Origin of the sequence: Luteimonas sp. MC1572 (assembly GCF_016615815.1) — a bacterium.
In the GTDB taxonomy this organism is placed as follows: domain Bacteria; phylum Pseudomonadota; class Gammaproteobacteria; order Xanthomonadales; family Xanthomonadaceae; genus Luteimonas.
Window position 1 is genome coordinate 2,559,797 of the sequence record NZ_CP067112.1, and the last position, 17,997, is coordinate 2,577,793.

Consider the following 17,997-nt stretch of genomic DNA (forward strand, 5'->3'; position numbering starts at 1 on the left):
GCGGCACCGCGCAACACTGCATGCCATGACCCGGGACGGCCGGCACGCGCGGCGGCCACCCACAGCGGCGACAATGGCGCATGTCCCCACGCGACCTCTTCCTGATCCTGGCCATCTGCATGGCGTGGGCGGGGAATTTCCTGTTCTCGGCCTACGCGCTGCTCGAGATGCCGGCGTTCCTGTACACCGCACTGCGCATGGGCATCGTGGCGCTGGTCCTGCTGCCGTTCCTGAAGCCCGTGCCGCGCGCGCAGTGGCCGCGCTTCCTGGCCGTGGCGCTGTGCATGAACGTGCTGCACTTCGGCCTGAGCTTCTGGGCGCTGCGCCTGGCGGGTGAACTGTCGGCGGTGGCGATCGTGATGCAGAGCTACGTGCCGATGTCGGCGCTGCTGGCCTGGGTGGTGCTGGGCGAGCGTTTCGCCTGGCGCACCGGCACCGCGATCGCGGTGAGCTTCATCGGCGTGCTGGTGATCGGCTTCGATCCCTCGATCGTCGAAAAGCCGGCCGCGATCCTGGCGATGCTGGTGTCGGCGGGCTTCCTGGCGCTGGGCACGGTGCTGATGCGGCGCCTGGGCGGCATCGGCATGCTGACCCAGCAGGGCTGGAGCGCGCTGATCGCGGTGCTGCCGCTGCTGGCGATCAGCCTGGTGTTCGAACCCGGCGGCGTGTCGGCGCTGGCCACGTTCTCGCCGCGTGCCTGGATCGGGGTGACGTATTCGGCGCTGGTCGCCTCGCTGCTCGGCCATGGTGTGTATTTCCTGCTGCTGCAGCGCCATCCGGTGGCGCAGCTCACGCCGTGGCTCATGCTGACGCCGCTGCTGGCGGTCCTGCTGGGCATCGTGTTCTGGGGCGACCGCCCCGGTCCGCAGCTGTGGATCGGCGGCGCGCTGGTGCTGGGCGGCGTGGTCGCGATCGCGCTGCGCGCCATGGCCACCGCGCGGCCGCTGCCGCCGGCGCGCGAGATCTGATTCAGCGCGGGTCGAACATCGCGGCGTCCGGCCGGAACGGGCGCGGCGCGTGGCCGAGGTCGTCCATCGCCGGCCGCGCGTCGAACACCAGGTCCTGGCGCAGGCGCAGCTGTGCCGCGGCACCGAAGCCCTGCAGCAGACCCGCTGCACGGGCCGCCGCCGCAAGGCCGGCGAAAACCGGCGCGGGCAGCTCGACCAGCCGTGCCGGCGGCTGCAGCGCGACCAGTACCCGCGCCACCATGTCGCAATACGGCAGGGTTTCACCTCCGGGAAGGTCGTAGGAACGCCCCTGGCTGGCGGCCCCGGCCGCGATCGCGGACATCGCGGTGGCCGCGAGGTCATCCACGTGCACTGGCTGGCGCAGCCCGTCGGCACCGCGCGGCAGCGCGAACCAGCCGCGCCGCCGCGCCAGCGCCGCGATCCGCGACAGCGTGAGGTCGCGCCCGGCGCCGTAGACCAGGGTCGGGCGCAGCAGCGTGGCCGCCGTGCCGCGCCGTGCCGCGGTCGCCAACAGCCGCGCTTCGGCAACGGCCAGGCGCGCTGCGAGTTCGCGCTCGCCGGCATCGGCCGAGCCCTGCTTCACGGCGAGGCTGGTGGACCCGAATGCGACCAGGCGCGGCGTGTCGACGCGGGCATCTTCGAACCAGCGCGCGAAACGGTCGAGGGGGCCGCAGCCCAGCACCACGTCGTAGCGCGCTTCGAGCCCGGGCATCGCGTCGAAACCGCCGCGCAGCCAGCGCACGCCCTCGCCCGCCGTTTGCTCCGTGCGCGACAGCGCATCCACGCGCCAGCCCGCAGCCAACAGGCGCGCGAGCAGCGCGGCGCCGATCTGGCCGCTGCCACCGAACAGCAGCGCGCGGGGGTGCGCATGGTCATGCAATTCCATCCGCGAAAGCATAGGCGAAGCCGCGCGATGCGGAGGAACGTACATCCCCCGCTGCTAGAATCGACCGCTGCCGCGCGCGCCGCGGCACTCCCCCGACGACAAGGACCCCGATGCTGGAGTTGATGCTGGCCCTGCCGTTCCTGTTTGCGCTGGTGCTCGCGATCCTCCGCGATGCGCCGGCCCGCGCATGTGCGTGGCTGGCCGGGCTGGCGCCCCTCCTGGGCCTGGCGATCCTGGCATGGTTCACCCCGGACGTGATCGCGGGTGGCATCCCGCGGGCGATGCACGACTGGCTGCCGGAGGCCGGACTGGCGCTGAGCCTGCGCCTCGACGGACTGGCGTGGATGTTCGCGCTGATGGTGCTGGGCATCGGCGGCCTGGTGGTGATGTATGCCCACTACTACCTCGGGCCGCAGGAAAAGACCCGGCGCTTCTTCTGCTTCCTGCTGCTGTTCATGGGCGCGATGCTGGGCATGGTGCTGTCCGGCAACCTGCTGCTCACGGTGGTGTTCTGGGAGCTGACATCGATCAGCTCGTTCCTGCTGATCGGCTTCTGGTTCCACCGCGACGACGCCCGCGAGGGCGCGCGCATGGCACTCACCATCACCGCGGCCGGCGGCCTGGCGCTGCTGGGCGGCGTGGTGCTGATCGGCCGCGTGGTGGGCAGCTACGAGCTGGACGCCGTGCTCGCGTCGGGCGCCGCGATCCGCGCCCACGAGCTCTATCCCTGGATCCTGGGCCTGGTGCTGGCCGCGGTGTTCACCAAGAGCGCGCAGTTCCCGTTCCACTTCTGGCTCCCGCACGCGATGGCGGCACCGACGCCGGTGTCCGCCTACCTGCACTCGGCGACCATGGTGAAGGCCGGCGTGTTCCTGCTGGCGCGGCTGCATCCCTCGCTCGCCGGCACCGACCTGTTCTTCTACGTGGTGTCCGGCATCGGCGCGCTGACCCTGCTGGTCGGCGCGTGGAACGCCATCTTCCAGCACGACATGAAGGGCGTGCTGGCGTACTCCACCATCTCGCACCTCGGCCTGATCACCCTGCTGCTGGGCCTGTCGACGCCGATGGCGACGGTGGCGGCGCTGTTCCACATCCTCAACCACGCGACGTTCAAGGCCTCGCTGTTCATGGCCGCCGGCATCATCGACCACGAGGCCGGCACCCGCGACATGCGACGGCTGGGCGGGCTGTGGCGGCTGATGCCCTACACCAGTGCACTGGCCATCATCGCCTCGCTGGCGATGGCCGGCATTCCGCTGCTCAACGGCTTCCTGTCCAAGGAGATGTTCTTCGCGCAGGCGCTGGAGATCGAGGGCGACGATGCGATGCGCACCTTCATCACCGTGGCGGCGTTCCTGTTCGCGACCTTCGGCGTGGCCTACAGCCTGCGTTTCGTCCATGACACCTTCCTCGGCAGTGGCCCGCGCGAGGTGACGCAGGAGGTCCACGAGGCGCCGACCTTCATGCGCTTGCCGGTGGCCGTGCTTGTGATCGCCTGCGTTGCGGTCGGCGTGGCGCCGCAGTGGACCGTCGGCCCGCTGCTGGCCACCGCCGCGCGCGGCGTGCTCGGCGACGCGGTGCCCGCGTACAGCCTGTCGGTCTGGCACGGCTTCAACATGCCGCTGCTGATGAGCCTCGGCGGCGTGGCCTGCGGCGTCGCGCTATACCTCGGCCTGCGCAAGGTGCTGGACCTGCACGCCATCGTGCAGCGCTCGCTGGGGCGCCGGCTGTTCCACCTCAACATCGAGGCGCTGTTCCGCCTTGCGCGGCGCTTCACCCACACCATCGCCAACGGCAGCATGCAGCGCAGCCTGCTGTGGCTGGTGCTGGTGGCGATTTCCGCGGGCGCCGCGCCCTTCATCGCCGGCTGGGGCGAGCCGCGCGAAGCGCTCGTCTTCGAATCCAGGCCGATGGTGCACCTGGCCTGGGTGCTGTGGCTGATGCTGGTCGGCTGCGCGCTCGCCACGCTGGCCCTGTACCGCCAGCGCCTGCTCGCGGTGCTGGTGATGGGCGGCTGCGGGCTGGCGGTCAGCATGACGTTCGTGGCGCTTTCGGCACCCGACCTGGCCCTGACCCAGCTGCTGGTGGAACTGGTGACCGTCGCCCTGATGCTGCTTGGCCTGCACTACCTGCCCAAGGATTCGCCACCACCGCGTTCACTGCCGCGCCGGGTGCGCGACGGCGTGGTGGCGCTGGCGGCCGGTGCCGGCACCGCCGGCCTGGCGTGGGCGATGATGGTGCGGCCGCCGGTCAACGCCGCGGCCGCCGAGATCACCGCGCGCGCGCTGCCCGAGGCGTGGGGCAGCAACATCGTCAACGTGATCCTGGTCGACTTCCGCGGTTTCGACACCCTGGGCGAGATCACCGTGTTCGGCATCGCCGGGCTGGTGGTGCACGCCATGCTGCGCCGCGCGCGCATGGCGCCGGAGAAGATCATGCCCGGCCCGCCGGTCAAGCTGCCGGTGCCGGCCGACCTCGCGCAGATGATGTTCCCGCTGACGCTGGTGGTGTCGATCTTCCTGTTCCTGCGCGGCCACAACGCGCCGGGCGGCGGCTTCATCGCCGGCCTGACGCTGGCCGTGCCGCTGCTGATCCAGTACGTGATCCAGGGCGCCGAGTCGGTGGAATCGCGGTTCGGCTTCGACTACATCCGCGCCATCGGCGCCGGGCTGATGGTCGCGCTGGTCGCGGGCGTGGGCCCCATGCTGTTCGGCCTGCCGTTCCTCAGCAGCGGCCACTACGACCTGGAGCTGCCGCTGCTCGGCGTCATCCCGCTGGCCAGTTCGGCGGCGTTCGACGTCGGCGTGTACCTGGTGGTGTTCGGCAGCACCATGCTGATCCTGTCGATGATGGGCACGCTGAAGCCTTCCAAGACCATGGTCGCCCACCGGGGCACCATCAACCCGGCCACGCGCTCGGCCGTCACCGGGGAGGCCAACTGATGGAGTTCGCGATCGCCAGCGGTATCGGCGTGCTGGTCTCGACCGGCGTGTACCTGATGCTGCGCGCCCGCTCGTTCGACGTGATCCTGGGGCTGACCCTGCTGTCGTACGCCACCAACCTGCTGATCTTCTCAAGCGGCCGCCTGGTGGTGGGCAAGCCGCCGATCCTTCGCGACGGCGTCGACGCCACGCTGGCCAACTACACCGACCCGCTGCCGCAGGCGCTGGTCCTGACCGCGATCGTGATCGCGTTCGCCATGACCGCGGTGATGATCGTGCTGGCCATGCGCAGCCGCGCCGACAACGACAGCGACCATGTCGACGCCGGCGACATGATCGACCGCCCGGGGAAGGAGTCGTGAGCCAGCTGCCGATCCTGCCGATCCTGCTGCCGCTGCTCGGCGGCGCGCTGTCGCTGTTCGTGGAGCACCGCCGCTTCGGCACCGTGGTGCAGCGCTCGGTGGGCTGGATCTCGATGCTGGCCACGTTTGCAGCGGCCGTGATGCTGGTGGCGCGTGCCGGCGACGACCAGGTGCTGGTCTACCTGCTCGGCGACTGGCCGGCGCGGATCGGCATCGCGCTGGTGGTGGACCGCCTGTCGGCGCTGATGGTGCTCGCCACCGCGATGCTCGCGGGCGCCTGCCTGCTGCACGCCTGCTCCGGCTGGGACCGGCGCGCGCCGCATTTCCACGCGCTCTTCCAGTTCCAGCTGATGGGCCTCAACGGCGCGTTCCTGACCGGCGACATCTTCAACCTGTTCGTGTTCTTCGAGGTCATGCTGATCGCTTCCTACGGCCTGCTGCTGTCCGGCGGCCGCGGCGTGCGCATGAGCGCGGGCCTGCACTACGTGGTGTTCAACGTCGCATCGGCGACGCTGTTCCTGATCGCGCTGGGCCTGGTGTATGGCGTGTTCGGCACGCTCAACATGGCCGAACTCGCGGTGCGCGTGGCCGAGCTGCCGGCGCGCGATCTTCCGCTCGCCAAGGCCACCCTCGGCCTGCTGCTGGTGGTGTTCTGCGCCAAGGCCGCGCTGCTGCCGCTGTACCTGTGGCTGCCGGAAACCTACACGCGCGCGCCGGCGGCGGTCGCGGCGCTGTTCGTCATCATGACCAAGGTCGGCATCTACGCGGTGCTGCGCGTCGGCTCGCTGCTGCTCGGCGAACCGGCGGGCGCCATGGCCGGATACGGCTGGGAATGGATGCTGCCCGCGGCGGTCACCGGGCTGGTGCTGGGCGCGCTGGGCGTGATGGCGGCGACGCGGCTGCGGGTGCTGGTGGTGTACCTGGTGCTGGTGTCGGCGACCACGCTGTTCATCGCCTTCGGGCTGCGCCAGCCGGGCACCATCGCCGCCGGCCTGTACTACCTGGTGCACAGCAGCTTCACGGCCGCCGCACTGTTCCTGATCGCCGACCTGGTGCGCCGCGGCCGCGGCGACGCCGGCGATGCCCTGCGCGCCTTCGCGCCGGCGCCGGGCGTACGCACGATGGCCGGGGTGATGTTCCTGGTGGCGGCGGTGTCGATCGCCGGCCTGCCGCCGCTGTCCGGCTTCATCGGCAAGACGCTGCTGCTGCAGTCGGTGCCGGACGCCGCCGTGCAATGGGCATGGCCGGCCATCCTCGGCAGCAGCATGCTGGTGGTGGTGGGCCTGACCCGGGCCGGCACGCGCATCTTCTGGAAGCCGGCCCCGGCCGCCGCCGCCGTCGCCGAACATGCCGCCGGCGCGCGCGGGCGCGGCCGCCTGCGCCTGCCCGAGACCCTCGCCACCGTGCTGCTGTTGTCCTACGGCGTGGCGATGGCGCTGGCACCGGCGCCGATCCTGCGCTACACGCAGGCCGCCGCCGCGCAGCTGCTGGCGCCGGCCGCCTACGTGCAGCACCTGCGTGCGGCGCAACCCGCGGGGCGACAGCCATGAACCGCCGCAGCTGGCTGCCGTCCATGCCCCTGTCGCTCGGGATCATCGTGTTCTGGATGCTGATGGTCGCCGAGCTCAATCTCGCCCAGTTCGCCATGGCGCTGCTGCTGGGGCTGGCGATCCCGCCGTTCGCCTCACGCCTGGACCGCGAGTTCGCACGCATCGGCAGCCTGCGCCCGCTGCCGCGCCTGCTGGTGGTGCTGCTGTGGGACATTCTGCTGTGCAACCTGCGCGTCGCGCGCCAGGTGCTGGGCCGCGAGTCGAGCATCCACCCGGGCTTCATCTGGTATCCGCTGGACATCGGCAACATCCACGGCATCACCGCGCTGGCCTGCTGCATCACGCTGACGCCGGGCACGGTGACCGCCGCACTGTCCGATGACCGCCGCTACCTGCTGGTGCACGTGCTCGACCTGGCCGACGAGGCGCAGCTGGTGGCCGACATCAAGCGCCGCTACGAATGCCCGCTGATGGAGATCTTCCCTTGAACACACCCGAACTCGCCGGCATCCAGCTGTTCGGTCATGGCCTGATCGACATGACGATCGGCGTGTCGATGTACGCGGTCGGTGCCTCTATGTTGCTGGCGCTGTGGCGCCTGCTGCGCGGCCCCACCGTGCCGGACCGCATCCTCGCCCTCGACACCCTCAACGTCACCGCCATCGCCGAGCTGATGCTGCTGGGCATGTACCTGAAATCCGCGGTGTACTTCGAGGCTGCGCTGATCATCGCGATGCTCGGCTTCGTGAGCACGGTGGTGCTGTCCAAGTACGTCATCCGCCGGGACATCGTGGAATGAGCGTCTTCTGGGAACTGCTGCTGGTCGTGCTGCTGCTGGTCGGCAGCTTCTTCATCCTGATGGGCGGCATCAGCCTGGTGCGGCTGTCGGAATTCTTCAAGCGCCTGCACGGACCGACCAAGGCCAGCACCCTGGGCGTCGGCTGCGTGCTCGCCGCCTCGGTGGGCTACCACCTGTTCGTGGGCAGCGATCCGCAGCCGCGCGAGCTGCTGATCACCGCGTTCCTGCTGATCACCGCGCCGATCAGCGCGCACCTGATGTCCAAGGCGGCGCTGTCGCTGCGCATGGACGAGCGCCCGCAGCTGCCAGGCAAGTCGGACGAGGACACGCACGTGCCGCCGCGTCCCGACGGCGGCGACGACGACGCGATCTGAGGCGCCCCGACACGCTGGACGCCGGCGCGCCCGCCAGTTGCGGCTTCAGCCGAGCATCGCCAGTTCGATGCCCACCCACGCGAGCAGCGCGGCCAGCAGCAAGGCGCCTTCCACCCGGCTGACGGTGGTGTCGCCGCGCAGCAGCGGCACCAGCAGCAGCGCGAACAGGAACGCCATCGGCAGTTCGAAGCGCACGAACGAGGCCGGTGCCGGTACCCCGCCGACCACCGCCATGCCGCCGATCACCACCAGCAGGTTGAACAGGCAGGAGCCGATCACGTGCCCGGCGACGATGTCGCCCTGGCCACGGCGCGCCGCGGCAACCGCCGCCGCCATTTCCGGCAGCGCGGTGCCGATCGCCACCACCAGCAGGCCGGTGACCAGCGGCTCCATGCCCAGCGCCATGCCGATGCGCGGCGCGGCGCCCACCACCAGGCCCGCGCCGTAATACAGCAGGCCGGCCGCCACCACCAGGCGGACCACGTGCAGGCCCACCCCGCCGCGCGTGGCGGCGAACGCCTGCAGCGCGTCGATCACGCCGGGCCGCTCGTCACGCGCCCGCACCAGCGCGAACACCAGCACGCCGACAAACCCGGCCAGCAGCAGCCCGCCTTCGCCGCGCGACAGCTGGCCGTCCCAGCCGAAGCCGATCACCGCCAGCGTCGCCAGCAGCAGGACCAGCAGCAGCGGCGCGAGCGCACGCCAGCGCACCACCAGCGGCGCCGCGAGCGCCGCGGCACCGAGCGTCAATCCGACGTTGGCGATGTTGCTGCCGACGGCGTTGCCGAGCGCCAGCGCCGGCTCGCCGGCGAACACCGCGCGCGCATTGACCGCGAGTTCGGGCAACGACGTGGCGAACGCCACCAGCACCAGGCCGGCAACGAATGGCGACGCGCCCAGGCGCTGCGCCAGCCCCGAGGCGCCCTTGACCAGCGAATCACCGCCCAGCGCCAGCAGCGCGAGGCCGAGGACGAACAAACCGATGGCGGTCAGCATGGCGCGACTCCCTTGGTGGCACGGGACGGGTCGGGTTCACGCGCGTCGCTGGCCCGGCCGCGGCGCGCGGCGAAGGCTCAGCTGCAGCCTTCGACGTAGTCGATCTGCGGCACCATGCCCACGCGCCACGAAGTGACCTTGCCGGCGGCGTCGAGTTCGAACACCAGCTTCGACGGCAGGCCACCGCCATCCTCGGCTGACCTCAGTACCTTGCCGCCCTGCACGTACTTGTGCGGCAGCGTTTCGAGCGTGCCGCCGTAGAGCGCCTGGATCGCGGCCTCGTCCATGCCGACCTTGCCGCCGCCGGGCGCGGCGATGTCGGGAGACTCGACGCTGTAGCGCACCAGCACGTCGTTCTCGAACATGAAGGCGAGCTGCGCCGGCGTCGATTGCCCCGCCGGACTCAGGTGGAAGCAGGCCGCCGGGTCGCGCGGATCGGGCTTGCCCTGGAGCGCGCCACCGGTCCATTCGGCCCTGGCCTCTTCCGCGGTCAGGCCGAGGTCGAGCGCACCATAGCCGTTCATGCGCGCGTCGCCGGCGTCGGCGATCGCGCGCGGGCCATCGACGGCGTCCGCGGTATCGGCTTCGGCAACCGGTGCGGCTGCCACATCGGCTTCGGAGGGCGAGCGCTCCGCGCTGCAGGCGGAAAGGGCAAGGCTGAGGATGGCGATGAAGGGGGCGGCACGACGCATTCGGCAGGCTCCTGTGGCGGGAAAAACGCAGTGCCCAAGGCTACGACAAAACCCGTCAACCCATCGCGAAGTGCTTCTCCAGACCGGCCCAGCAGGCCTGGTAGCCACGCTGGCGATGGGCGGCATCGAGCGCCTGTTGCGTCGGGCGGATGACCGCCCGCGTCTCGAACATGAAGGCCATGGTGTCGGTGATCACGTCCGGCTTCGACAGGTCGGCCGCGGATGCCTTGGCGAACGTCGCCGCATCCGGGCCGTGGCCGGTCATGCAGTTGTGCAGCGAGCAGCCACCGGGCGCGAAACCTTCCGCCTTGGCGTCATAGGCGCCGTGCACCAGGCCCATGAACTCGCTGGCCACGTTGCGGTGGAACCACGGCGGGCGGAACGTGTCCTGCGCCACCAGCCAGCGCGGCGGGAAGATCGCGAAGTCCATGTTGCTGGTGCCCGGCGTGTCGCTGGGCGAATGCAGCACCAGGAAGATCGACGGATCGGGATGGTCATGGCTGATCGAGCCGATCGCGTTGAAGCGGCGCAGGTCGTACTTGTATGGCGCGTAGTTGCCGTGCCAGGCGACGACGTCGAGCGGCGAATGGCCGATCGGCGCGCGCCACAGGTGGCCCTGGAACTTGGCGATGAGCGCGAAGTCGCCCTCGGCTTCCTCGTACGCCGCGACCGGCGTGAGGAAGTCGCGCGCGTTGGCCAGGCCGTTGGAGCCGATCGGGCCGAGGTCGGGCAGGCGCAACAGCGCGCCGAAGTTCTCGCAGACATAGCCGCGCGCGTGGCCGTCGGGCAGCTCGACGCGGAAGCGCAGGCCGCGCGGGATCACCGCGATCTCCTGCGGCTCGACGTCGATCACGCCGAGCTCGGTGGCGATGCGCAGGCGACCCTGCTGCGGGACGATCAGCAGTTCGCCGTCGGCGCTGTAGAAGAACCGGCCGCGCATCGGCGCATTGGCCGCGTACAGGTGGATGCCGACGCCGGTACCCGCCGCGGCGCCGCCGTTGCCGGCCACGGTGAACAGCCCGTCGACGAAATCGACCTGGCTGCCATCCGCCGGCATCGGCAGCGGGTCCCAGCGCAGCTGGTCGGGCGTGACCGGCCCGTGCCCGAAGTCGTCATGGAAGCGCGGCTGCACGTACGGTTCGAAACTGCCGTGCATCGCCGCCGGGCGGATCCGGTACAGCCAGCTGCGCCGGTTGGCGTGCCGCGGCGCGGTGAACGCCGTGCCCGTGAACTGCTCGGCATACAGGCCGAACGCGACCTTCTGCGGCGAGTTGCGCCCCACCGGCAGCGCACCGGCGATCGCCTCGCTGGCGAACTCGTTGCCGAAGCCGGACAGGTAGCGGTCGGTCGATGCGGTCATGGCAGGGCTCCCGGAACCCGTTGGTCAGAGCACGCCGCGCTTCATCTGGTCGCGCTCGATGCTCTCGAACAGCGCCTGGAAGTTGCCCTCGCCGAAGCCTTCGTTGCCCTTGCGCTGGATGATCTCGAAGAAGATCGGGCCGAAGCAGTTCAGCGTGAAGATCTGCAGCAGCTTGCGCTGCTTGGTCTCCGGGTCGGCGTCGATCAGGATGCGGTTGCGCGCCAGGCGCTCCACGTCTTCGCCATGGTTGGGGATGCGCTGGTCGATGACCTCGAAGTAGGACTCCGGCGTATCGAGGAACTCAACGCCCGCGTCGCGCATCTTCTCCACCGTGGTGTAGATGTCGTCGGTGAAGCAGGCGATGTGCTGGATGCCCTCGCCCTTGTAGGCGTCGAGGTATTCGTTGATCTGGCTCTTCGGGTCGCTGGACTCGTTGAGCGGGATGCGCACGATGCCGTCCGGCGCGGTCATCGCCTTGGACACCAGGCCGGTCTTGGCGCCCTTGATGTCGAAATAGCGGATCTCGCGGAAGTTGAACAGCTTCTCGTAGTAGTCCGACCACTTCTGCATGTTGCCGAAGTAGAGGTTGTGGGTCAGGTGGTCGATGAAGGTCAGGCCGAAGCCAGTCGGGTTGGCGTCCGCGCCTTCGACCGGCACGAAGCCGTCGTACATGCTGCCCGCGTCGCCGTAGCGGTCGACCAGGTACAGCATGCAGTCGCCGATGCCCTTGACCACCGGCGCATCGACCGCCTTGGTGGACTCCTTGTTGTCGATCGCCTCGCCGCCGTTGGCCAGCACCTTGGCGTACACCTCGCCGGCAGGCTGGCGGAAGCGGATCGCGAAGCCGGCGGCGCAGGGGCCGTGCGCGCGCGCGAAGTCGGCGGCGAACGAATCCGGATCCTCGTTGACCAGGAAGTTCACCCCGCCCTGGCGGTACACGGTGATCGCGCGCGTGGGGTGGCGCAGCACCGGGCTGAAGCCCATCTTGCGGAAGTAGTCGTGCAGCAGCGCGCCCTGGCCCTCGGGCGCCGCGAACTCGACGAATTCGAAACCATCGATGCCCATCGGATTCTCGAAGGTGGTGACCTCCATGCCGAGGTTGGGCGCGCTGCTGGCGGATGTGGTCTGGGCGCTCATGGCGGCTCCTGGAAAGCGAAGAGTGGACGTGCGAGGGCTGTTGTTATAGTTTCATGTGAAACCGCTTGCAAGGCGCAGCGCAGCATGAGCGACCCCTCCCGCCCTGATCCGGATGCGACGGACGAGTCCGCGCTTCTCGAGCTCGATCGCTTCATTCCCTACCAGCTCAGCGTGCTCTCCAACCTCGTCAGCCAGGAGATCGCGCAGGCCTACGGCGAACGCTTCGGGCTGGCTGTCACCGAGTGGCGGATCATCGCCGTGCTCGGGCGCTTCCCCGGCCTGTCCGCAGTCGGCGTGGCCGAACGCAGTGCGATGGACAAGGTCGCGGTGAGCCGCGCGGTGGCACGGCTGCTGGAACGCGGCCTGCTGCATCGCGAAACCCACGACGACGACCGCCGGCGCTCGGTGCTGGAGCTGAGCGAAGCCGGGCGTCGCGTGTACGACGAGGTCGCGCCGCAGGCGCTGGCCTACGAGCGCGACCTGCTGGCGCCGCTGGACGCCACCGAGCGTCGCGTGCTGTCCGAACTGCTTGATCGCCTCGGCGAACGTTACGGCGTCTGACCTGCACGACGACGAAGGGGCCCGATGGCCGGCGATCGGTGACAATCGGGCGGTCCATCGCCCGATCGCGCCATGACCCCGCCCGCCTCCACCGACGAAGGCACATCCGCCAGCGCGCCTGTCGCGGCGCACGCTGCCACGGACGCGTGGCGGCAGGCCAACGCCTTCGCCGCGGCTGCCGACTGGCCCGCCGCAGCGGACTGCTACGCAGGCATCGCCGCCGCGGCGCCGGGCGATGCCGCGGCCTGGATCGGGCTGGCAAAGGCGCGCGGCCGCAACGGCGAGTACCGCGCCATGCACGCCGCGGCGATGCGCGCGGCGGCCGCGGGCCCGCGCACCTGGCCGCACGCGCTGGCCCTGGCGCGCCTGCTGCGCGACCTGCACGAGACGCGCGCACTCGACGCACTCGCCGCCGACCTGGTGCCGCGCGCGCACGAAGCTGCGACCGACGACATGGTGGCGCTCGCCGACCTGCTAGGCGGCGAGGACCTGCACCGCACCGCGCTCGACTGGCTGGACCGCGCAAACGCACGTGATCCCGCGCACGCACCCGCCGCATACCTGCGCGGCAGCACGCGCCTGTTCCTGGGCGACATGGCCGGTGCACGCGACGACCTGGAGCGCGCGATGGCGAGGGCGCCACATTTCGCCCACGCCCATCGCCGGCTGTCGCAGCTGCGCGCCACGGATCGCGGCGGCGCGCGCGCGCGCGTCGACCGCCTGCTGGCCGAGCGCGCGCAGGTCGCAACGGGCAGCGAACACGACATCCACTTCAGCCACGCCCTGTTCGACGAGCTGCATGACCTCGGCGAGTACGCGGACGCCTGGCAGGCACTGGCGCGCGGCGCGGCCGCGAAGCGCGCCAGCCTGCGCTACGACGCTGCCGATGACGCGCACCTGTTCGAAGCCATCCGCGCGCACGGCAGCCGCGATTTCCTCGCAGGCCCCGGTCACCCCGGCGATGCGGATGCGCCGCGCCCGCTGTTCATCGTCGGCATGTTCCGCTCCGGCACCACGCTGCTCGAACGCATGCTGGGCGGACATTCCGCGATCGCCGAGGGCGGAGAGAGCATGGGCTTCGCCGCCGCGCTGCGCCATGCCGTGGACCATCGCGCGCGCGGCGTGGTCGACCTGGAAACACTGCGCCGCAGCGATGATGTCGACTGGCCCGCGCTTGGCGCGGCCTTCATGGCCGGCAACGCCTGGCGCGCCCAGGGCCGCACGTGGTGGACCGAGAAACTGCCGACCAATGCCCTGCTGCTGGGCATGGTGGCGCGCGCGCTGCCCGACGCACGCTTCGTGCACGCGTGGCGGCCACCGATGGACGTCTGCTTCTCGAACCTGCGCATGCTCTATGGCGGCTTCGCGCCGTGGTCCTACGACCAGCGCGAGTTGGCCACCTGGCACCAGGGCCACACGGCGCTGATGGCGCACTGGCGCGCGGTGCTCGGCGATCGCCTGCTCGACGTCGCGCACGCGGACCTGGTGCGTGCGCCGGAACACGAGCTGCGACGCGTCCTCGCGCATTGCGGCCTCGCATTCGAACCCGGCGTACTGCAACCACAACGCGATGGCGGCGCGGTCGCCACTGCAAGCGCGGCCCAGGTGCGCGACGGCATCCGCACGCCGCGCGAGCCTGACTGGTCACCCTACCGAGCGCATCTCGGCCCGCTGGCGGCGGGCCTGGGCATTACGCTGGACTGAGCGTCGCGCAGGCAGCACTTCTTCTCGCAAAGCAAAGGCGCGGCGGGTTATGGCACCGGGTACCCATGCCCTTGAGGACTCATGTCCCCCGGCGATGGCCTGGCGGCCATCGCCTCCTCCTTGACTTCGCCCTCAAGGGCATGGGCACCCGGTACGCCGCACTGCGCGGTGGTGCAAAGGCACAGACCGCGATCCCGTGAAGTGCTCTCCGGCACCTGCAGCGCAGTGCAGAGCCCCGAAGTGGCCGTGAGGCCGAACAAAAAAAAACCGCGCCCCGAAGGGCGCGGCGTGTCACTCAAGCCGGGGAACGGCGTGCGGGGTCGCTCAGCGACGCTCCTCGGTCACGTCGACACCGGCGGCAATCGGCTCGGCAAGCTCCATCTGCCCGGCCAGGTCATCGTCGCGCAACGTGTCGAGATGCATGAGCCGGCGCACGAACGGCGCGATCACCAGCATCACCACGCCCACGCCCACCGCGAGCCAGCCGACGTTCGCGTACACCTCCATCACCCGCGCCACGCCCCCGCCCTCGCCGCCGGTGGCCGCCGAGATCAGGCCCGCCGCGAAGTTGCCGGTAGCCGAAGCGAAGAACCACGCGCCCATGATCAGGCTCGCCATCTGCGCCGGGGCCAGGCGGTTCATCGCCGACAGGCCGACCGGCGACAGGCACAGCTCGCCCATGGTGTGGATCAGGTAGATCAGGAAGATGAAGATCACCGGCGTGGCGCCGGCGCCCGCGGCCTTCGCGCCTGCCACCAGCACCAGGAAGCCCAAGCCCACCATCACTACGCCAAGCGCGAACTTGGCCGGTGCCGACGGTTCCCAGCCGCGCTTGGCCAGCCACAGCCAGAACATCGCGAACAGCGGCGCCAGCGCGATGATGTACATCGAGTTGAGCGACTGGAACATGGAGGCCGGCACTTCCCAGCCGAAGATCGCGCGGTCCACCGAGCGGTCGGTGAACAGGTTGAGCGATGCGCCGGCCTGTTCGAACAGCGCCCAGAACAGAATCGAACCGACGATCAGGTAGAGCGCGGCGATGATGCGGTTGCGCTCCTCGCGGCTGAGCTTGAATACCGCGGTAATCAGCACGTAGCCAAGCAGCACCACACCCGCGCCGCCGAGCAGGAACCCGACCAGCTTCTGGTGCTGGATCATGAACCAGACCAGGCCCACCGACAGGAAGGCCAACGCGTACAGCATCCACTCGAACGTGATGCCAGCCACCACCGGCTTCGCGAGGCGCTCCGGCGCACGCGACTCGCCGCGCCCCATCAGCATCGGCTTGCCGATGACGAACACCACCAGGCCCAGCAGCATGCCCACGCCGGCCGCACCGAAGCCGTACTTCCAGCCGTAGGTCTGGCCGAGGTAACCGGCGATCAGCGACCCGAGCATCGCGCCCAGGTTGATGCCCATGTAGAAGATCGTGTACGCCGGGTCGCGCCGGATGTCAGTGCGCGGGTACAGCTGCCCGACCATCACCGAGATGTTGGCCTTCAGGAAGCCCGAGCCGACGATGATGAACGACAGGGCCAGCCAGAAGATGTTGATCTCCGCGGCGTCCTGGCCACCGGTGCCCTCGAACGCCATCAGGAAATGGCCGAAGGTCAGCAGCACGGCACCGAACAGCACCGCCTTCCGCTGCCCCAGGTAGCGATCGGCGAGATAGCCGCCCACGACCGGCGCGATGTACACCAGCGCGGTGTAGGCGCCGTAGATCACAGACGCCTCGGAGTCCGAATACATCCAGTGCTGGACGAGGTAGAAGATCAGCAGGGCGCGCATGCCGTAGTAGGAGAAGCGCTCCCACATCTCGGCGAAAAACAGCACGAACAGGCCGCGCGGATGCCCGAGGAGGGTCTTCTGCGCTTCAACAGCGTGGTCTGGATGGGACACTCGGTACTCCGTCTGTATGCCGCACGTATCGCGGGCGGAATCGGCCAACTTAACGCGATCACAGGTTGCAAGGGAAGCTGAACAGGCGATCTCGCAAGAGAAACGGCGGCCCGAAGGCCGCCGTTTCAAGTGGATCGGCGGGCGCGTCCCGCGCCTCGCGCGATCACTTCACGCCGTGCATCAGCTTCTGGATGAGCGGTGCGATCAGCAGCAGCACCACACCCGCACCGAGCAGCGCCCAGAACCCGAACGTGTAGCCCGCCTGCGCGGAAGCGACGGTCATGCCGCCCTCGCCGCTGACGCTCGAGGCGAAGATGCCCGACAGGTTGTTGCCGATCGCGATCGACAGGAACCAGCCGCCCATCGCCAGGCCGGTCAACTTGGCCGGCGCCAGCTTGGTGGTCATCGACAGGCCGATCGGCGACAGGCACAGCTCGCCGACCGACTGGATCACGTAGACCATGAACAGCGTCCAGAACGGGATCTTGAGCGACGCCGGATCCACCAGGCTCGACAGCGCGAACACCAGCAGCAGGAACGCCAGGCCGTTGAAGATCAGGCCGAGGCCGAACTTGCGCGGGATCGACGGATTGGCGCGGCCCATCGCGACCCACAGCCAGGCCATGACCGGCGCCAGCGTGATGATCGCGATCGAGTTCACCGACTGGAACCAGCCGACCGGGAAGATCCAGCCGTTGAGGTCGCGGTCGACGATGTTCTGCGCCAGGAAGTTGAACGAGCTGCCAGCCTGCTCGAAGAACATCCAGAACAGCACGTTGAAGCCGAAGATGATCAACATGGCAATGACCATGTCGCGCTGTCGCGAGCCTTCGCGGATGCCTTCGACCAGCAGCATGATCGCCGGCACCACGAACAGCGCCAGCAGGATCCAGTTCAGCACGCCGGCTTCGATGGTCAGCAGGAAGTAGAACACCGGGATCGCGACCAGCGCCCCCGCCGCGACCACCAGCACACGGCCGATGCCCGGCGCATCCGCCGGCGCCGCGCCGATGCCCTTCAGCTGGCTGCGGCCGAACCAGAACCACACCAGGCTGAGCAGCATGCCCACCGCGGAGGCGATGAACACCACCTTGTAGGCCGGCATGCCGTCGGCGCCGAACACCTTCTCGGCCAGCCAGCCGGTGAGGATGGGCGCGATGAACGCACCCATGTTGATGCCCATGTAGAAGATGGTGAAGCCGGAATCGCGACGCTGGTCATCGGTGGCATAGAGCTTGCCGACCATGGTCGAGATGATCGGCTTGAACAGGCCGTTGCCGACGATCACCGTGGCCAGTCCGAGCTTGAGCCACTGCTCGCTGGGCGTGGTGATGAGGAAGAGACCCGCGGCCATGAAAATCGCGCCCAGCAGGATCGCGCGCTGGTAGCCGATCAGCTTGTCGGCCACGTAGCCGCCGAAGATCGCCGCCGCGTACACCAGCGCCAGGTAGGCGCCGTACAGCTGGCTCGCCGGCGCTTCGCCGGTGGCGTCGCCGTTGTAGAACTGCGCCACGATGTACAGCACCAGCGCCCAGCGCATGCCGTAGAACGCGAAGCGCTCCCAGAATTCGGTCATGAACAGCATCCACAGCGGACGCGGATGTCCCATGACCTGCGTGAACTCGGGAATGGTGCCGCCGTTGGCCGGCTTTTCCATGCCCGGCCCTGCAGGCTCGACGCGGTTCGAACTCATAACGTGTACTCCCCCGGAGGATGGATCGTTTTCCGCCCATCCCGACCCGCGGGCTCCGGCGGTGCCACGACCGC

15 protein-coding genes and 1 pseudogene are annotated in these 17,997 nt (G+C 69.6%); 9 read left to right on the plus strand and 7 right to left on the minus strand.

The features are described from left to right. The first annotated feature begins 80 nt into the window (after positions 1–80). A complete protein-coding gene (locus tag JGR64_RS11765; RefSeq protein ID WP_199373551.1) occupies positions 81–968 on the plus strand; it encodes a DMT family transporter in 888 nt (295 codons plus the stop codon). 1 nt (position 969) lies between these two features. Here JGR64_RS11765 and JGR64_RS11770 read toward each other — a convergent pair whose 3' ends face one another. Further along, positions 970–1,854 (minus strand): nucleoside-diphosphate sugar epimerase, encoded by an 885-nt coding sequence (locus JGR64_RS11770; RefSeq protein ID WP_233348200.1) that lies wholly within the window; start codon positions 1,852–1,854, stop codon positions 970–972. A 110-nt stretch (positions 1,855–1,964) separates the two neighbouring features. Here JGR64_RS11770 and JGR64_RS11775 point away from each other — a divergent pair, with 110 nt between their 5' ends. From JGR64_RS11775 to JGR64_RS11800, 6 genes and pseudogenes are all read left to right on the plus strand, one after another. After that, positions 1,965–4,796: a monovalent cation/H+ antiporter subunit A gene (locus JGR64_RS11775; protein WP_199373553.1), complete on the plus strand. Its 2,832-nt coding sequence runs from the start codon at positions 1,965–1,967 to the stop codon at positions 4,794–4,796. Continuing rightward, complete coding sequence (locus JGR64_RS11780) at positions 4,796–5,158, plus strand: Na+/H+ antiporter subunit C (protein ID WP_199373554.1); 363 nt, start codon at positions 4,796–4,798, stop codon at positions 5,156–5,158. Before JGR64_RS11775 ends, JGR64_RS11780 begins: the two co-directional genes overlap by 1 nt. Next, positions 5,155–6,708: a monovalent cation/H+ antiporter subunit D gene (locus tag JGR64_RS11785; protein ID WP_199373555.1), complete on the plus strand. Its 1,554-nt coding sequence runs from the start codon at positions 5,155–5,157 to the stop codon at positions 6,706–6,708. Before JGR64_RS11780 ends, JGR64_RS11785 begins: the two co-directional genes overlap by 4 nt. After that, positions 6,705–7,196 carry a Na+/H+ antiporter subunit E gene (locus JGR64_RS11790; protein ID WP_199373556.1) on the plus strand — a complete coding sequence of 164 codons (492 nt, stop codon included), beginning with the start codon at positions 6,705–6,707 and terminating at the stop codon, positions 7,194–7,196. Before JGR64_RS11785 ends, JGR64_RS11790 begins: the two co-directional genes overlap by 4 nt. 26 nt (positions 7,197–7,222) lie before the next feature. Then, positions 7,223–7,507 (plus strand): K+/H+ antiporter subunit F, encoded by a 285-nt coding sequence (locus tag JGR64_RS11795; RefSeq protein ID WP_199374339.1) that lies wholly within the window; start codon positions 7,223–7,225, stop codon positions 7,505–7,507. Beyond that, positions 7,504–7,815 (plus strand): annotated as a pseudogene (locus JGR64_RS11800) (Na+/H+ antiporter subunit G); the annotation flags it as partial. The gene JGR64_RS11795 and the pseudogene JGR64_RS11800, both read left to right, overlap by 4 nt. A 111-nt stretch (positions 7,816–7,926) precedes the next feature. Here JGR64_RS11800 and JGR64_RS11805 read toward each other — a convergent pair. The 4 genes from JGR64_RS11805 to hppD all read right to left on the minus strand — a co-directional run bounded on the left by JGR64_RS11805 (position 7,927) and on the right by hppD (position 12,066). Further along, entirely contained in the window at positions 7,927–8,877 is a 951-nt protein-coding gene (locus JGR64_RS11805; protein WP_199373558.1) for a sodium:calcium antiporter, read from the minus strand. Positions 8,878–8,954: 77 nt separating this feature from the next. Further along, on the minus strand, positions 8,955–9,569 hold the full coding sequence (locus tag JGR64_RS11810) for a lectin (RefSeq protein WP_199373559.1): 615 nt from the start codon (positions 9,567–9,569) through the stop codon (positions 8,955–8,957). Between the two features lie 55 nt (positions 9,570–9,624). Beyond that, positions 9,625–10,929 carry a homogentisate 1,2-dioxygenase gene (hmgA, locus tag JGR64_RS11815; protein ID WP_199373560.1) on the minus strand — a complete coding sequence of 435 codons (1,305 nt, stop codon included), beginning with the start codon at positions 10,927–10,929 and terminating at the stop codon, positions 9,625–9,627. A gap of 24 nt (positions 10,930–10,953) precedes the next feature. Continuing rightward, entirely contained in the window at positions 10,954–12,066 is a 1,113-nt protein-coding gene (gene hppD / locus JGR64_RS11820) for a 4-hydroxyphenylpyruvate dioxygenase (RefSeq protein WP_199373561.1), read from the minus strand. An 84-nt stretch (positions 12,067–12,150) separates the two neighbouring features. Between hppD and JGR64_RS11825 the strand changes: the two genes are divergently transcribed. Continuing rightward, positions 12,151–12,627, plus strand: coding sequence for a MarR family winged helix-turn-helix transcriptional regulator (locus tag JGR64_RS11825; RefSeq protein WP_199373562.1), 477 nt, complete (start codon positions 12,151–12,153; stop codon positions 12,625–12,627). Positions 12,628–12,699: 72 nt separating this feature from the next. Beyond that, a complete protein-coding gene (locus JGR64_RS11830; RefSeq protein ID WP_199373563.1) occupies positions 12,700–14,331 on the plus strand; it encodes a sulfotransferase in 1,632 nt (543 codons plus the stop codon). Positions 14,332–14,655: 324 nt separating this feature from the next. On the opposite strand, the gene JGR64_RS11835 is transcribed toward JGR64_RS11830, so the two are convergent. After that, positions 14,656–16,230: a peptide MFS transporter gene (locus tag JGR64_RS11835; RefSeq protein ID WP_199373564.1), complete on the minus strand. Its 1,575-nt coding sequence runs from the start codon at positions 16,228–16,230 to the stop codon at positions 14,656–14,658. Between the two features lie 163 nt (positions 16,231–16,393). Continuing rightward, entirely contained in the window at positions 16,394–17,887 is a 1,494-nt protein-coding gene (locus JGR64_RS11840) for an oligopeptide:H+ symporter (protein WP_233348248.1), read from the minus strand. Between the last annotated feature and the right edge of the window lie 110 nt (positions 17,888–17,997).

What these genes read in the sequence shown, in the direction of transcription:
- JGR64_RS11805 (WP_199373558.1), bottom strand. Translation starts at nt 8,877, where the DNA reads ATGCTGACCGCCATCGGTTTGTTCGTCCTCGGCCTCGCGCTGCTGGCG.
- JGR64_RS11840 (WP_233348248.1), bottom strand. Translation starts at nt 17,887, where the DNA reads ATGGAAAAGCCGGCCAACGGCGGCACCATTCCCGAGTTCACGCAGGTC.
- JGR64_RS11765 (WP_199373551.1), top strand. Translation starts at nt 81, where the DNA reads ATGTCCCCACGCGACCTCTTCCTGATCCTGGCCATCTGCATGGCGTGG.
- hmgA (WP_199373560.1), bottom strand. Translation starts at nt 10,929, where the DNA reads ATGACCGCATCGACCGACCGCTACCTGTCCGGCTTCGGCAACGAGTTC.
- JGR64_RS11770 (WP_233348200.1), bottom strand. Translation starts at nt 1,854, where the DNA reads ATGGAATTGCATGACCATGCGCACCCCCGCGCGCTGCTGTTCGGTGGC.
- JGR64_RS11830 (WP_199373563.1), top strand. Translation starts at nt 12,700, where the DNA reads ATGACCCCGCCCGCCTCCACCGACGAAGGCACATCCGCCAGCGCGCCT.
- JGR64_RS11825 (WP_199373562.1), top strand. Translation starts at nt 12,151, where the DNA reads ATGAGCGACCCCTCCCGCCCTGATCCGGATGCGACGGACGAGTCCGCG.
- JGR64_RS11790 (WP_199373556.1), top strand. Translation starts at nt 6,705, where the DNA reads ATGAACCGCCGCAGCTGGCTGCCGTCCATGCCCCTGTCGCTCGGGATC.
- JGR64_RS11810 (WP_199373559.1), bottom strand. Translation starts at nt 9,569, where the DNA reads ATGCGTCGTGCCGCCCCCTTCATCGCCATCCTCAGCCTTGCCCTTTCC.
- JGR64_RS11775 (WP_199373553.1), top strand. Translation starts at nt 1,965, where the DNA reads ATGCTGGAGTTGATGCTGGCCCTGCCGTTCCTGTTTGCGCTGGTGCTC.
- JGR64_RS11780 (WP_199373554.1), top strand. Translation starts at nt 4,796, where the DNA reads ATGGAGTTCGCGATCGCCAGCGGTATCGGCGTGCTGGTCTCGACCGGC.
- hppD (WP_199373561.1), bottom strand. Translation starts at nt 12,066, where the DNA reads ATGAGCGCCCAGACCACATCCGCCAGCAGCGCGCCCAACCTCGGCATG.